17 protein-coding genes and 3 tRNA genes are annotated in these 12,858 nt (G+C 61.9%); 7 read left to right on the top strand and 13 right to left on the bottom strand.

The annotated features are described in order from the left end of the window. Positions 1 to 4 precede the first annotated feature (4 nt). Positions 5 to 481, bottom strand: coding sequence for a glutathione peroxidase (locus VA599_RS02995; protein ID WP_104947897.1), 477 nt, complete (start codon positions 479 to 481; stop codon positions 5 to 7). Between the two features lie 272 nt (positions 482 to 753). Then, entirely contained in the window at positions 754 to 1,326 is a 573-nt protein-coding gene (gene dcd / locus VA599_RS02990) for a dCTP deaminase (protein WP_021478989.1), read from the bottom strand. A gap of 225 nt (positions 1,327 to 1,551) precedes the next feature. Here dcd and VA599_RS02985 point away from each other — a divergent pair, with 225 nt between their 5' ends. The 4 genes from VA599_RS02985 (at position 1,552) to VA599_RS02970 (ending at position 5,155) form a co-directional block, all read left to right on the top strand. Beyond that, entirely contained in the window at positions 1,552 to 1,782 is a 231-nt protein-coding gene (locus VA599_RS02985; RefSeq protein ID WP_046158147.1) for a FeoA family protein, read from the top strand. Further along, the gene (feoB, locus tag VA599_RS02980; protein ID WP_346787638.1) at positions 1,779 to 3,548 is read left to right on the top strand and encodes a ferrous iron transport protein B; all 1,770 of its coding nucleotides are present in this window, start codon (positions 1,779 to 1,781) and stop codon (positions 3,546 to 3,548) included. The genes VA599_RS02985 and feoB overlap by 4 nt, the downstream gene beginning before the upstream one ends. Before the next feature lie 47 nt (positions 3,549 to 3,595). After that, complete coding sequence (gene bfr, locus VA599_RS02975; protein ID WP_221668151.1) at positions 3,596 to 4,063, top strand: bacterioferritin; 468 nt, start codon at positions 3,596 to 3,598, stop codon at positions 4,061 to 4,063. A 141-nt stretch (positions 4,064 to 4,204) separates the two neighbouring features. After that, on the top strand, positions 4,205 to 5,155 hold the full coding sequence (locus tag VA599_RS02970) for a dihydroorotate oxidase (RefSeq protein ID WP_346787637.1): 951 nt from the start codon (positions 4,205 to 4,207) through the stop codon (positions 5,153 to 5,155). Between the two features lie 9 nt (positions 5,156 to 5,164). Here the strand turns inward: VA599_RS02970 and VA599_RS02965 are convergent, their stop codons facing one another. The 4 genes from VA599_RS02965 to VA599_RS02950 all read right to left on the bottom strand — a co-directional run bounded on the left by VA599_RS02965 (position 5,165) and on the right by VA599_RS02950 (position 9,044). Continuing rightward, positions 5,165 to 5,944, bottom strand: coding sequence for a DODA-type extradiol aromatic ring-opening family dioxygenase (locus tag VA599_RS02965; protein WP_346787636.1), 780 nt, complete (start codon positions 5,942 to 5,944; stop codon positions 5,165 to 5,167). A gap of 106 nt (positions 5,945 to 6,050) precedes the next feature. Next, positions 6,051 to 6,227 carry a hypothetical protein gene (locus tag VA599_RS02960; protein ID WP_346787635.1) on the bottom strand — a complete coding sequence of 59 codons (177 nt, stop codon included), beginning with the start codon at positions 6,225 to 6,227 and terminating at the stop codon, positions 6,051 to 6,053. A gap of 112 nt (positions 6,228 to 6,339) precedes the next feature. Then, positions 6,340 to 7,785, bottom strand: coding sequence for a catalase (locus VA599_RS02955; protein WP_346787634.1), 1,446 nt, complete (start codon positions 7,783 to 7,785; stop codon positions 6,340 to 6,342). Positions 7,786 to 8,054: 269 nt separating this feature from the next. Then, a complete protein-coding gene (locus tag VA599_RS02950; protein WP_104947892.1) occupies positions 8,055 to 9,044 on the bottom strand; it encodes a recombination-associated protein RdgC in 990 nt (329 codons plus the stop codon). A gap of 96 nt (positions 9,045 to 9,140) precedes the next feature. Between VA599_RS02950 and VA599_RS02945 the strand changes: the two genes are divergently transcribed. From VA599_RS02945 to VA599_RS02935, 3 genes are all read left to right on the top strand, one after another. Further along, positions 9,141 to 9,217, top strand: a tRNA-Pro gene (locus tag VA599_RS02945). Between the two features lie 77 nt (positions 9,218 to 9,294). Further along, a tRNA-Pro gene (locus VA599_RS02940) sits at positions 9,295 to 9,371 on the top strand. Between the two features lie 61 nt (positions 9,372 to 9,432). Beyond that, positions 9,433 to 9,508 (top strand) — tRNA-Thr (locus tag VA599_RS02935). A 14-nt stretch (positions 9,509 to 9,522) separates the two neighbouring features. Here the strand turns inward: VA599_RS02935 and VA599_RS02930 are convergent. The 7 genes from VA599_RS02930 to VA599_RS02905 form a co-directional block, all read right to left on the bottom strand. Further along, positions 9,523 to 10,677: a tyrosine-type recombinase/integrase gene (locus tag VA599_RS02930; RefSeq protein ID WP_429838504.1), complete on the bottom strand. Its 1,155-nt coding sequence runs from the start codon at positions 10,675 to 10,677 to the stop codon at positions 9,523 to 9,525. Beyond that, on the bottom strand, positions 10,560 to 10,892 hold the full coding sequence (locus VA599_RS24125; protein ID WP_429838503.1) for a helix-turn-helix domain-containing protein: 333 nt from the start codon (positions 10,890 to 10,892) through the stop codon (positions 10,560 to 10,562). The genes VA599_RS02930 and VA599_RS24125 overlap by 118 nt, the downstream gene beginning before the upstream one ends. A gap of 11 nt (positions 10,893 to 10,903) precedes the next feature. Then, on the bottom strand, positions 10,904 to 11,098 hold the full coding sequence (locus VA599_RS02925; RefSeq protein WP_346787632.1) for a phosphoribosylglycinamide formyltransferase: 195 nt from the start codon (positions 11,096 to 11,098) through the stop codon (positions 10,904 to 10,906). A gap of 2 nt (positions 11,099 to 11,100) precedes the next feature. After that, positions 11,101 to 11,370, bottom strand: coding sequence for a hypothetical protein (locus VA599_RS02920; protein WP_346787631.1), 270 nt, complete (start codon positions 11,368 to 11,370; stop codon positions 11,101 to 11,103). Continuing rightward, positions 11,367 to 11,711, bottom strand: a complete 345-nt coding sequence (locus tag VA599_RS02915) for a hypothetical protein (RefSeq protein WP_346787630.1) — start codon at positions 11,709 to 11,711, stop codon at positions 11,367 to 11,369. Before VA599_RS02915 ends, VA599_RS02920 begins: the two co-directional genes overlap by 4 nt. 131 nt (positions 11,712 to 11,842) lie before the next feature. After that, the gene (locus VA599_RS02910) at positions 11,843 to 12,115 is read right to left on the bottom strand and encodes a hypothetical protein (protein ID WP_346787629.1); all 273 of its coding nucleotides are present in this window, start codon (positions 12,113 to 12,115) and stop codon (positions 11,843 to 11,845) included. Beyond that, complete coding sequence (locus tag VA599_RS02905; RefSeq protein WP_346787628.1) at positions 12,112 to 12,858, bottom strand: nucleotide-binding protein; 747 nt, start codon at positions 12,856 to 12,858, stop codon at positions 12,112 to 12,114. Before VA599_RS02905 ends, VA599_RS02910 begins: the two co-directional genes overlap by 4 nt.

Here is a 12,858-nt window from a genome sequence, read left to right as displayed (position 1 = left end):
CTTTTCATTGCAGTAGCGCTTCGATCCTGGCTGCCAGTTTTTCCGGCCGGGTGAACGGGGCGAAGCGCGCCACCACCCGTCCCTGGCGGTCCACCAGGAATTTGCTGAAATTCCAGCGCACCGGCCGGCCCAGCAGGCCGCGTTTCTGCCGTTTCAGGTATTGCCACAGCGGATGGGCGCGGGCGCCGTTGACCTCTATCTTGTCGGCCATCGCGAAATCCACGCCGTAGTTCTTCTGGCAGAAGGCGCCGATCTCGGCGGCGGCGCCAGGCTCCTGTTCGCCGAACTGATTGCAGGGAAAGCCTATCACCGTCAGTCCCTGTTCGCCGAAGCGGCGGTGCAGCGTCTCAAGGCCGGCATACTGGGGGGTGAAGCCGCAGCGGCTGGCGGTGTTGACCAGCAACAGCACGCGGCCGCGGTAGTCAGCCATCGCCTGTTCGCCGCCGTCCAGGCGGCGGAAGGTGAAGTCGTAGATGTTCATGGATGACGAGGGGGAGAACAAAAAACGATGATGGCTTCGGCGCGGCAGGCTGGCAAGCGGACGGAGCATAAAAAGGGGGCGCAGCGGCAAGGGGGAACCGCGACGCCCCAAGAAGAAACAGCTTGCTGTGCAAAGGGTCGGCACAACCGGGATGTCAGCTAACCCTTTGTTTAGCCTAGAACAGATGCCGGAAATTGCGAGCGGCTTTTGCGCGCGGCGCAAACAAAAAGGATGGCCGAAGCCATCCTTTTTTCCTGCGCGTTTCCGCGGGCTCAGGGGCGCGGCAGCGTGACGCCCACCTGGCCCTGGTATTTGCCGGCGCGGTCCTTGTAGGACACGTCGCAGACTTCGTCCGACTCGAAGAACAGCACCTGGGCCACGCCCTCGTTGGCGTAGATCTTGGCTGGCAGCGGCGTGGTGTTGGAGAACTCCAGCGTCACATAGCCTTCCCATTCCGGCTCGAACGGGGTGACGTTGACGATGATGCCGCAGCGGGCGTAGGTGGATTTGCCCAGGCAGACGGTCAGCACGCTGCGCGGAATGCGGAAGTATTCCACTGTGCGCGCCAGCGCGAAGCTGTTGGGCGGAATGATGCAGTAGCCTTTGCCCGACACTTCGACGAAGGAGTTGGGGTCGAAGTTTTTCGGGTCGACGATGGTGCTGTTGATGTTGGTGAACACCTTGAATTCGTCGGCGCAGCGGATATCGTAGCCGTAGCTGGAGGTGCCGTAGGAGATCAGCTTCTGGCCGTCGGCGGCCATTTTCACCTGGTTGGACTCGAACGGCGCGATCATGCCGTGCTCGTCCGCCATCCGGCGTATCCACTTGTCCGATTTGATGCTCATGGTCGTAGGCCCGTTAGTGTCGATTGTGCGATGCCCGCGATTTTACCCGCTTCGCGCCATGTCGGGTGGCTGAAATCCACGGGGCGGAAGCGCCGGGGCGTTGCGCGAAGGGGAGGCGGGCTTGACCAAGGTCAAGCGCCAGGCGGATTGCGGCAATATGCCGCAGGCCGGCGGCAGGGGCTTCGATATACTAATGCAAACTATTCGCATTATCTGGGAATTGCTATGCAGTCATTGGATGGCTTTCCGGCCGGCGCCTGCGGCGTCGTGGACCGGTTGGACCTGAGCGACGAGGCGTTTCGCCGCGTGGCGGCCTTCGGCCTGACGCCAGGCTGCCGCTTTCATCTGCGCCGCGCCGCGCCCTGGGGCGGCCCGCTGCTGCTGGAGGTGGGCGCCACCCGCTTCCTGCTGCGCCGCAGCCTGGCCCGCCACATTCAGGTGAGGGCGGCGGCATGAAACGTTTCGTGTTGATAGGCTTGCCCAACACCGGCAAATCCACCTTGTTCAACCGCCTGACCGGCATGTCGCAGCGGGTCGGCAACTGGCCGGGGCTGACCGTGGAGCTGATCAGCTCGCGCCTGCTGCTGGGCGGCAAGATGGTGGAGTTGATCGACCTGCCCGGCGTCAACGACCTCACCGGCTATACCGACGACGAGGCGGTGGTGCGCGACGTGCTGCTGTCCACGCCGTTCGACGGCGCGGTGCTGGTGCTCAACGCCAGCCAGTTGGACCGCCAGCTGCCGCTGGCGCTGCAAGTGATCGCCAGCGGCCTGCCCTGTCTGGTGGCGTTGAACATGGCCGACGAGGCCAGGCTGCTGGGCATTTCCGTGGATGTGGAGGCGTTGGCCGCAAGGCTGGGCGCTCCGGTGGCGCTGGTGTCGGCCAAACGGATGGAGGGCTGGCCCAGGCTGATGGAGGCCTTGAACCGGCTGGCGGCTCGCGCGGAGCCGGCTGTTCACGCGCAGCTGGAGAGCGTGCCGGAGTCGCAACAGGCGATAGACCAGGCTCGCCGCCAGCTGGATGGCTGCTGGCGGCTGCCGCCGGTGCTGCCGACGCTGCTCTCCGAGAAGGTGGACCGCTGGCTGCTGCACCCGTGGCTGGGCCTGCCGTTGTTCTTCGCCTTCATGGCGCTGCTGTTCAATCTCACCTACCAGATCGGCACGCCCTTGCAGGACGCGGTGGGCGGCGGCCTGGATTGGGTCAAGGACCATGCGCTGGCGCCTATGGTGTCCTCGCTGCCGGCCATTCTGCAGAGCCTGCTGCTGGACGGCGTGTGGCAGGGCGTGGCCACGGTGCTGACCTTCGCGCCGATATTGTTCGTGTTCTTCGTGCTGATGGCGATGGTGGAGGACAGCGGCTATCTGGCGCGCGCCGCCTTTCTCACCGATGCGATGATGGCGAAGCTGGGGCTGGACGGCCGCGGTTTCGTGATGCAGCTGATGGGCTTCGGCTGCAATGTGCCGGCCATCATGGGCACCCGGGTGATGCGCGAGCGCAGCCAGCGTTTGCTGACCATGCTGGTGATCCCGTTTTCGCTATGCTCGGCGCGGCTGCAGGTGGTGGTGTTCTTCGCCGGCATCCTGTTCAGCAAGAGCCAGGCACCGTGGGTGGTGTCCGGCCTGTACCTGATGACCTTCGTCGCCGCCATCGTCACCGCCTGGGTGTTCAAGCGCCGCTACCGCGGCGACGAGGCCTTTCTGCTGGAGGTGCCGCCGTACCGGCTGCCGGGCGCGCGCCACATGCTGACGCGGGCGGCGGGCGAGGTGGGCGCCTTTCTGCGGCTGGCCTCCACCTTCATCCTGGCCGGCGTGGTGATGGTCTGGCTGCTGACCCACATCCCGGCCGGCGATGGCAAGACCCTGGCTTACGCGCTGGGCGCGGCGCTGTCGCCGGTGCTGGACCCGATAGGCATACGCGCCGAGCTGGCGGTGGCGCTGCTGTTCGGCTTCATCGCCAAGGAAATCCTGCTGGGCAGCCTGGCGGTGATCTACGGCGTGTCCGAGGCCGGTCTGGGCGGGGTGCTGGTTCAGCATCTGGACTGGGTGTCGGCGATGAGCTTCCTGATTTTCACGCTGGTGTACGTGCCCTGCCTGTCCACGGTGGCGGCGATGCACCGCGAATCGAAAAGCTGGCGCTTCGCCGCGATGTCGGTCGGCTGGTCGGTGCTGCTGGCCTGGTCGCTGTCCTTCGTTTTCTACCAGGGGGTGCATCTGCTGCGCTGAACGCCTAGAATGACGGTTTGCATGACCCGGAACCACAGGACAAGAACATGAAGGGCGATCCCAAGACCATAGCGCTGCTCAACGACCTCCTGGCCGAAGAGCTGTCCGCCGCAGACCAGTACTTCATCCATGCCGAGATGTACAAGGACATGGGGCTGAACAAGCTGTTCGAGCGCATCGACCACGAGCGCGAGGACGAGCTGGAACACGCGCGCACGCTGATCGCCCGCACCTTGTTCCTGCAGGGGCGCCCCGATGTGGCCCGCCGCGTGCCGATCAAGGTGGGCGAAGACGTGCCGGCGATGCTGAAGGCCGATCTGGAAGTGGAATACCGCGTCGGCGCGCTGTTGAAGGACGTGATCGCCCACAGCGAAAGCGTGCGCGACTACGTGACCCGCGACGGACTGATGGTGCTGCTGGAGGAAACCGAAAACGACCACGCGCACTGGCTGGAGCAGCAGTTGAAGCTGATCGAGCTGATGGGTGTGGAGAACTACCAGCAGGCGCAGATGTAAGCGTTGATCGCATTGATCGAAATGCCCGGCCGCAGCCGGGCATTTTCTTTGCCACGCGCGGAGGCCTTGACCCCGCTCAGCATCGCTGCCGGCGTTTCCCCTCACAATCAAGGACATTCCACTTTCAGCCGAAAGCTTCAAATGTCCGACGACCATGCGATCGATCTGTCCGTCACCTGGCTGGGCCAGACCATGCCGGGCTGCCTGTACAACGCCTCCGGCGTCTGGTGCCGCGAGGAGGGCGAGCTGGAGGCGCTGCATGCCTCCGCCGCCGCCGCGGTGATCACCAAGAGCGCCACGCTGACGCCGCGCGACGGCAACCCCGAGCCGCGCTATTGCCGGACGCCCTTGGGCAGCATCAATTCGATGGGTCTGCCCAACCGCGGCTTCGACTACTACCTGGACTACGCGCGCCGCTATCGCTACGGCAGCGGCAAACCGCTGTTCCTGTCCTTGTCCGGCCTGTCGCTGGACGACAATTGCGCGATGCTGCGGCGTCTGGCCGAAGAGGGGTTGCCGGCGGTGCCGGAAGTCAATCTGTCCTGCCCCAATGTGCCGGGCAAGCCGCAACTGGGCTACGACTTCGCCGCCACGGCCGAGGCGCTGGAGGCTTTCGACGCCGCCTATTCCGGCCTGTACGGCGTCAAGCTGCCGCCTTACTTCGATCCCGCCCATTTCGCCGCGATGGCGGAGATACTGAACCGCCACCCGCGGCTGGCCTTCGTCACCTGCATCAATTCGATAGGCAATGGGCTGGTGGTGGACATCGACAGCGAGGCTGTGGTCATCAAGCCCAAGGACGGCCTGGGCGGGCTGGGCGGCGATTACGTGCTGCCGACCGCGCTGGCCAATGTGCGGGAGTTTTTCCGGCTGCTGCCGGGCAAGGACGTGGTCGGCTGTGGCGGCGTGAAGAGCGGGCGCGAGGCTTTCATGCACATTCTGGCCGGCGCGCGCGCGGTGCAGGTGGGCACCTGCCTGTACCATGAGGGGCCGGGCGCCTTCTCCCGCATCGCCGGCGAGCTGGCCATGCTGATGCGGGTCAAGGGATATCGCAGCCTGGACGCGTTCCGCGGCAGGCTGCGCACTCTGTAGGCGATTTCCTTAATCGAAACGCCAGCACGCCATCGACAGCGAACCCATCCGCCAGTCGTCGTGCAGCTTGACCGGCACCGCGTCGTCGTCCGACGCGCCCAGCGCCACCAATAGCGGCTGGAAGTGCTCGTCGCTGGGGTGGTTTTCGTTCGGGTAGGGCGCGCGCTGTTGCCAGTGGACGATGTCGTCGCGGCGGTTTTCCAGCAGCGCCTGGTCCATCCAGTCGGCGAAGCCCGCCGCCCAGGGCGCGCGTTCGCTGCCTTCCGGGCTCAGCTCCCATAGATTATGTGTGTAGCTGCCGCTGCCCATCACCAGTACGTTTTCGTCGCGCAGCGGCTTGAGCGCCTGGCCCAGCGCGTAGTGCTCGGCGGCGCCGGCCCTGTGGTGCAGCGAGATCATCACCAGCGGGATGTCTGCCTGGGGAAACATCAGCAGCAGCGGCGTCCACATGCCGTGGTCCAGCGGCCGTTCGACGGTGGCGGCCACCGGCAGGCCGGCTTGGCCCAGCAGGCCGATCACGCGCTCGGCCAGCGCCGTGTCGGTGGCGGCAGGGTAGCGCAGCGTGCGCAAGACCGGAGGGAAGCCGCCGAAGTCGTACATCGTATCGGGCCGGGGCTGCAGATTGACGGTGAGCGCGCGCGTCTCCCAGTGGGCGGATACGATGACGATGGCGCGCGGGCGCGGCCAGCCGCGGCCCAGCTGTTCCAGGAAATGGCGGGTGGGGCTGTCTTCTATCGGCAGCGTCGGCGCGCCGTGGGAAATGAACAGCGAGGGTTGTCGGGTAGTCATGATCTGTTGCCTGCAATGAGGGTATGGCAACAGCTTACGCCGGCATGGCGGTTAAAAAAATGCCGGTTTTCTCACTTAATTGTTTACTCTGGTTCAATAAATTCGCTCAACGTGCGGCCGACGCCGCCACGGGGCGCGGCGCGGGCGCTACGCCGTGTTGCAGCCACAGCAGGCAGCCGGCGCAGAAGATGGCCAGGCCCAGCCAACGCCGCCAGCGGCGGCGCGGCGCAGGGGCAGGCTTGTTGGCCCTGTGGCGGGATGGGAAGGGGCTGACGGTTTGCATGGCGGCTCTCACTGGAATGGCTTTCCATAATAATGATAATGATTATCATTTAAATCAAGGGGGGAAGAAAAAGCCGGCGGGCCCAGGGCGCGCCGGCTGTATCGGATTGACGTCAGATGCTCAGGCCCAATGCCTTGGCCACGCCAGCGCCGTAGGCGGGATCGGCCTTGGCGCAGTTGGCGATGTGGCGGCGCTTGATCGCCTCGTCGACGCCGCCCATCGCGCGGGCGGTATTGTCGAACAGCACTTGTTGCTGGGCCGGCGTCATCAGCCGGAACAGCGCGCCGGGCTGGCTGTAGTAGTCGTCATCGTCCGCGCGGAAGTCGTAGTGGTAGGCGCCGCCTTGCAGCGCCAGCGGCGGCTCGTCGAACGCCGGTTGCTGCTGCCACTTGCCCTGGCTGTTCGGCTCGTAGCCGATGGTCGCGCCGGCATTGCTGTCCACCCGCATCGCGCCGTCGCGGTGATAGCTGTTGTGGAAGGGGCAGCGAGGCGCGTTGACCGGGATCAGGTGGTGGTTGACGCCCAGCCGGTAGCGCTCGGCGTCGCCGTAGGCGAACAAGCGGCCTTGCAGCATGCGGTCGGGCGAGAAGCTGATGCCCGGCACCACGTTGGCCGGGTTGAACGCGGCCTGCTCCACGTCGGCGAAGTAGTTCTGCGGGTTGCGGTTCAGCTCCAGCACGCCCACTTCGATCAGCGGATAGGCCTTGTGCGACCACACCTTGGTCAGGTCGAAGGGATTGAAGGGACAAGCGTCGGCCTGGGCTTCGGTCATCACCTGGATATACATGGTCCAGCGCGGGAAATCGCCGCGGTCTATGCTCTCTAGCAGATCGCGCTGCGCGCTCTCGCGGTCCTGGCCCACCAGCTTTTCCGCCTCGGCATCACTCAGGTTCTGGATGCCCTGCTGGGTATGGAAGTGGAACTTGACCCAGTGGCGCTCGCCCTTGGCGCTGATCAGGCTGAAGGTGTGGCTGCCGAAGCCGTGCATGTGGCGGTAGCTGGACGGAATGCCGCGGTCGCTCATCACGATGGTGACCTGGTGCAGCGCCTCAGGCAGCAGCGTCCAGAAATCCCAGTTGGCGTTGGCGTCGCGCATATTGGTGTACGGATTGCGTTTCACCGCGCGGTTGAGGTCGGGGAATTTCAGCGGATCGCGCAGGAAGAACACCGGCGTGTTGTTGCCCACTAGGTCCCAGTTGCCTTCCTCGGTGTAGAACTTGACGGCGAAGCCGCGGATGTCGCGCTCGGCGTCGGCCGCGCCGCGCTCGCCGGCCACGGTGGAGAAGCGCAGGAACAGGTCGGTCTTCTTGCCTATCTGGGAGAACAGCGCGGCGCGGGTGTAGCGGCTGATGTCATGGGTGACGGTGAAGGTGCCGAAAGCGCCAGAACCCTTGGCGTGCATCCGGCGCTCCGGAATCACTTCGCGGTCGAAATGGGCCAGCTTTTCCAGGTACCAGACGTCTTGCAGCAGCATCGGACCGCGCGGGCCGGCGGTCTGCACGTTCTGATTGTCGACGACCGGCGCGCCGGCCGCGGTGGTGAGGTTGTGCTTGCTCATCCTGCTTTCTCCTTGAGTGGGGCGAATCTACGGAAGGGAACTCATTGCAGCCAGGCAAAGCCGGACCACATTTCCAGCAAGGTGTGATGCCAGTTCTGTTTCATGACTCTCTCCCGATAGTTGACGCTTGCAGTATCCGCAAGTTTGATAGTTTTGTTAAATCAATTATTTTAAGTTGATAGTTAGTTTTTCTTAATGATGGAAAATGGGCCGCGCGCGGGCGCAAAAAAACCCGGCGGGGCCGGGTCGTTCGCGGATGGAATGAGGGATCAGTCCCAGGGCACGTCGACGGCGCTGCCCGCGTCGGACGGGGCCGATTGCGGAGCTTGCGTCGGCGCGGGAGCTGCCGGCTGCGCCTGGCTGTCTTCCACGCCGCCCAGCGCTTCCACCAGCGCTTCCACCAGTTCGCCCAGTTCTTCGCTCATCAGGATGAAGGTGGCTTCGAACAGGCTTTCGCGGTCGTCGCCGGCCTGGCTGGCTTCGTCCTGCAACATGTCCAGAAACTGGATGCGCTTCAGTTGCAGGGTGTCGGTCAGCTGGAAGCGGATTTTCTCGTTCCAGATCAGGCCCAGCTTGGTGGCTTGCTTGCCGGTGGCGATGTGCTGGCGGATTTCGTCGCTGGTCAGGTCGATGCGGCTGCAGCGCACCACCGCGCCGTTTTCGCTGCCGTCCTTCAGTTCGCAGTCGGCGTCCAGCTCGAAGCCGCCGGGCGCTTCGCCGGCGGCCAGCCAGTCGGTCATCGCGGTGTGCGGCGCGATCTGGGTGCGCGGCAGCGCGGCGGGGAAGGGCGGCAGCGCCTCGCGCAGCTTGGAGACCAGCGCTTCGGCCTTGCTGGACGAGCCGGAGTCCACCATCAGCCAGCCGCGGGCGATGTCCAGGTAGGCGCTGGTGCGGCCGCTGCGCACGAAGGCGCGCGGCAGCAGGTCGTCGGTGATCTGCTCTTTCAGCGCCAGCTTTTCCTTGCGGCCGACCTTGCGCAGCTCCTTGTCTTCGATCTCCTGCACCTTCATTTCGACGAAGTCGCGGATCACCGAAGCCGGCAAAACCTTGTCTTCGCGGCGCATGGAAACCATCAGGCTGCCGCGGGCGGCGTAGACCGGCGCTTCCAGGTGTCCGGCGGGCGGAACCCAGCCTTCGCTGAACCAATCCAGGCCCATACAGGGTTGAAACGGACGTTTTTCCAATGCCTGCAACAGCTTATCGGCGTCCACCAGGCTTTCGCCGCTCAAACGATAAAAAGATAGTTGCCTAAACCACATATTTGTTCCATAATGCGCGTCCTCTGAAGCCGTTGATTGTACCGCAGCAAGCGATGCAACAGCAGTTTTTCAGACAAGCAGTTTGTAAGTGGTCGTCGGAGTGTAGCTTAGCCTGGTAGAGCGCTACGTTCGGGACGTAGAGGCCGGAGGTTCGAATCCTCTCACTCCGACCAGTTAACAAATTACTTGTCAGAAAATGAAGTCTGAGGTAAAGTAGCTTCCCTCGGCGCAAGTCGAAAAGCAGCAGAATCGGAGTGTAGCTTAGCCTGGTAGAGCGCTACGTTCGGGACGTAGAGGCCGGAGGTTCGAATCCTCTCACTCCGACCAGGATTCAAAAAAGCCTTGATTTTCAAATTCAGAGAATCAGGGCTTTTTTACAGATTGGTTTGCCGGTATAGCTCAGTTGGTAGAGCAGCGCATTCGTAATGCGAAGGTCGGGGGTTCGACTCCTCTTACCGGCACCATAAAGATCAAGGGGTTAGGCGGCTATGTCGTCTAGCCCCTTTTCTATTTGTGCCGTATTTGTGTCACGGCTGTTCAAAATGATATCTATCTGCTTGGCGTGGGCGCTGAGGTGAGACGGTGCCAAGTGCGCATAACGCATCACCATTTCGAGCGTTTCCCATCCGCCCATTTCTTTTAGGACGGGGAGAGGAACGCCGGCCTGTACCAGCCAAGAGGCCCAAGTATGGCGGAGGTCGTGGAACGTAAAGTTTTCGATCCCCGCCGCGCGGAGTGCAGTTTTAAAACCCTTGTTCGCATCAACGCGCATTTTCCGAACTTTTTCTGTCCGAGTGCCGTTTGATCTGGTAGCCTCCGTTATGTAGACAAACACCCATCGCGGGTGTTTGCCGATTTGTTTCCGTAGTATGTTGCATGCTGTGTCATTCAGAGCGACGCCAATTGCTTTGCCGGCCTTGGCGTCCTCTGGATGTATCCATGCAATTTTTTGCGCCATGTCGATCTGTGACCATTCCAGATGAACAATATTTGAACGGCGCAGCCCTGTTGCTAGGGCAAATACCACGACGCTTTTAAGCGGGTCTTCCAGCGCATCGATAAGCCGTTGTGCTTCATCTTTTGTAATCCACCGTATCCGCTTATTTTTAGCTTTGGGGGTTCTGATTTTGGGAACCGTTTCAAGCCATTTCCATTCATGCGCTGCATTAAGCAGTGCCCGAATAAAAGCAAGGTGGGTTGCTCTTGTTGCAACAGCTACCGGCTTGGGTTCATATTCAGGAACGGGCTTGCCTTCCCTCATGAGTCGGTTGCACATCTTTTGCCAATTGAGCAAATGGCGGCGATTTTCCATCTTGCTGACGGCTCGTGTAATTTCCTCCTCTGTTATTTCGGCGAGTGGCCAGCCTTGGAAGTGAAGTAGGAAAAAGCCAATTCGGGACTTGTCATCATCCAGGCTTTTCTTGTCGGTCTTCTCTTCCAGCCAGCGCAGGCATGCTTCATCAAATGTCTTTTCGGGGATGGCGCGAAGCTTGGTGACTTCCCAAGCTTCAGCCTTCATTTTGTCGTGCAGTTCCTGGGCTTGTTTTTTGTCCGATGTGCCAAGGCTGCCTCTAATGCGCTCCCCGTTCGGTGCGGTGAAGTCGCAATGCCACGTGTTACCTCTGAGCTTGATTGCCATCGTTTGTTTTTCCTTTGATGGCCGTCGTTCGCATCCGCGGCCATATCATCTTGTAATTTCTTGATCGCTGCAATGCAGTCGGACTTCAGGAACAGCAGCTTGCCGCCGCGTGTGTTCGTGCGGGCGGCTTTGAGTCGTTGGTTTGCGACCCACTTTCTTACCGTTCGCTCGCCAAGCCGCATGAAGGTAGCGGCCTCGGCGAGTTCCATGATTTCATCGTTCATGCATAGAGGTCCGGCTGTAGTCGTTTCAGGTGGCTGCGCAGGTTTTGGAGTGCGCGGCGGTCGCTGGGGTTGACGGGTATGCCGGTTCTTCGCCCATTTGGCATGATAAGGACGGGGTGTTTGCGTCCGGTGCGAAGCGCGCCGCCAGCGGCAAGGATGGGTGCTATCAGGGCTGCAATGTCTTTCGTCATGTTTATTCCAGCGATAACGCGCCCTGGTCTGTCGATCCTGGCGCGATGAGGTCGCTTGCCTGTGCGATGATGGTTTGGTGTGTGGGCGCGTCGATAAGGAGCATCGACACGCCATCGGGCAGAAAAAAGCCGCCATTGCGGCGGCGGTGTACGCGCTGGCCTGCTAGGTGTTTCCAGTCGCCTGCGGCGCCAATGACAAAAATCGTGTCAAACGGCAGCGCGCGGGCGTCGTGGGAGGCGGCGGCCAGCTGTTCGCTGGTGCCGGGCGTCATGATGGTGGGTAGCTGTGCATAACCCCGTCCAGTTGCAGAAGGCTGGCGGTATTGTTGAACACGAAGACGGTTGGGCATGTGTTCGATGCGGACGTGCGAAGCGCGCGGCGTGTGGCTAACTCGTTCAGCTCGTTCAGCCGAATGCCGGCGACGATGGCCTTGATGTGTGCACTCGGCTCCGGTGTTGAGGTCAAATACACGTTTTCTCGCTCAACAACTGAATACGGGTGGTTGTTGATGTCGTGCAGCAGTTCCACGAACTCAGAACAGTCTCGCCTGATCTGGTCTTGCGCGTCCTGAATCGCGCGGGCCTTGCTGGTGATGGCGTCCAAGATATCCATGCCCTAGCCCCGAATTTGATAGCAGCGACGAAGCCGAACGGGCTTGCTGTCGGCTTGCTTGATTGCGCTGATGGTAATGGCTGCCAGAGTTCCCTTGCTTGCGATCAGGCCGGCGAGGATGAGGGGGAGCGTCATTGTTGGCTGTCCATGGAGTGGCATGTGACATTGCCGCTTGCAATCAGCAGCCTGGCCGAAATTTTCAGCAGCGCAATGTAGCTGTCCGGGTCGTTTAGCGACAACTCGTTGTTGGTCGCGTGGATAAGGCCGGTCTGTACCAGCTGGCCAGGAGAGAGGGCCGCTCTTTCGTCAAGCGTAAGCTGGATCAGGGCCGTTTCGCGGGCGAGGTCGTGGAGTGTTTGCTTAAGGGCCGGGGACAGGTCGGTGGCGGTGACTTGGGTGTTCATGCGTTGATGGTCTCCATGGTTGCAGCTTCTACGCTATCGAGGATCTGGTTCCAGGCGCGCAAGATGCGGAAGCCTGGCATGCCGGCAAACTTGGGGTGTGTCATTGCCTCTTCGTAGGTCAGGCCCAGCTCTTTCATTTCGGCCAAGTCACGGCCGGTAGTCGCGGGATCGTGGCGCGGCATGGTGATGATTCCGTAGATGCGCGGCGCAAACTCTTGATAGATGGTGGACTCTTCAAAGGTCTTACCGTTTTTCACGACGGGGCCAAAGTGTTCGTTAAGCCAAACGACTGCCGGCGCATCAACCAGGCGCATCATGGTTGCAAGGCCGGTGGATGTGTCTGTCAGTTCGTCGCCGCCGGCGACGATGATATGCAGCCGCACACGCACGCCGTTCATAGCTAGGAATTCGATAGCGCCGGACGTGGCAAGGTAGTGCATCAGTGGCAAGAAACCGTTGCTACCCACGTCTATTACTGCGTCCGTCTCGCTATCGATCAGCCTGGCCATCAAAGTGTCAAAATTGCGCGGATTGATTTGCATGCCATCGTCCAGCAGTTCAATGGCGGTAGCGTTGAGGGTGTGCGTGCGGCTGAGGGTGCGATTGACTGCGTCGGTGTCGTAGGCGGTGACTTGGCCTTGAAGGTGGCGCAGCGCTTGCGCCAGATCGCTGGCGGCTTTGCTCTTGCCAATGCCGCCTTTGCCGTTGGTGACAATGTGGGCGGTTCGTGTGTAGGTGTTCAT

The organism is Chromobacterium indicum (genome assembly GCF_039708975.1).
GTDB lineage: Bacteria > Pseudomonadota > Gammaproteobacteria > Burkholderiales > Chromobacteriaceae > Chromobacterium > Chromobacterium piscinae.
The sequence above is the reverse complement of the archived record's forward strand: the minus strand, read 5'-3'. Positions and strand labels throughout refer to the sequence as shown.

Coding starts and splice junctions, on each gene's coding strand:
- VA599_RS24125 (WP_429838503.1), bottom strand. CDS start 10,892: ATGGAACTCGCCGAGGCCGCTACCTTCATGCGGCTTGGCGAGCGAACG.
- VA599_RS02970 (WP_346787637.1), top strand. CDS start 4,205: ATGTCCGACGACCATGCGATCGATCTGTCCGTCACCTGGCTGGGCCAG.
- dcd (WP_021478989.1), bottom strand. CDS start 1,326: ATGAGCATCAAATCGGACAAGTGGATACGCCGGATGGCGGACGAGCAC.
- bfr (WP_221668151.1), top strand. CDS start 3,596: ATGAAGGGCGATCCCAAGACCATAGCGCTGCTCAACGACCTCCTGGCC.
- VA599_RS02960 (WP_346787635.1), bottom strand. CDS start 6,227: ATGCAAACCGTCAGCCCCTTCCCATCCCGCCACAGGGCCAACAAGCCT.
- VA599_RS02925 (WP_346787632.1), bottom strand. CDS start 11,098: ATGACGAAAGACATTGCAGCCCTGATAGCACCCATCCTTGCCGCTGGC.
- VA599_RS02950 (WP_104947892.1), bottom strand. CDS start 9,044: ATGTGGTTTAGGCAACTATCTTTTTATCGTTTGAGCGGCGAAAGCCTG.
- VA599_RS02995 (WP_104947897.1), bottom strand. CDS start 481: ATGAACATCTACGACTTCACCTTCCGCCGCCTGGACGGCGGCGAACAG.
- VA599_RS02985 (WP_046158147.1), top strand. CDS start 1,552: ATGCAGTCATTGGATGGCTTTCCGGCCGGCGCCTGCGGCGTCGTGGAC.
- VA599_RS02920 (WP_346787631.1), bottom strand. CDS start 11,370: ATGACGCCCGGCACCAGCGAACAGCTGGCCGCCGCCTCCCACGACGCC.
- VA599_RS02915 (WP_346787630.1), bottom strand. CDS start 11,711: ATGGATATCTTGGACGCCATCACCAGCAAGGCCCGCGCGATTCAGGAC.
- VA599_RS02955 (WP_346787634.1), bottom strand. CDS start 7,785: ATGAGCAAGCACAACCTCACCACCGCGGCCGGCGCGCCGGTCGTCGAC.
- feoB (WP_346787638.1), top strand. CDS start 1,779: ATGAAACGTTTCGTGTTGATAGGCTTGCCCAACACCGGCAAATCCACC.
- VA599_RS02910 (WP_346787629.1), bottom strand. CDS start 12,115: ATGAACACCCAAGTCACCGCCACCGACCTGTCCCCGGCCCTTAAGCAA.
- VA599_RS02905 (WP_346787628.1), bottom strand. CDS start 12,858: ATGAACACCTACACACGAACCGCCCACATTGTCACCAACGGCAAAGGC.
- VA599_RS02965 (WP_346787636.1), bottom strand. CDS start 5,944: ATGACTACCCGACAACCCTCGCTGTTCATTTCCCACGGCGCGCCGACG.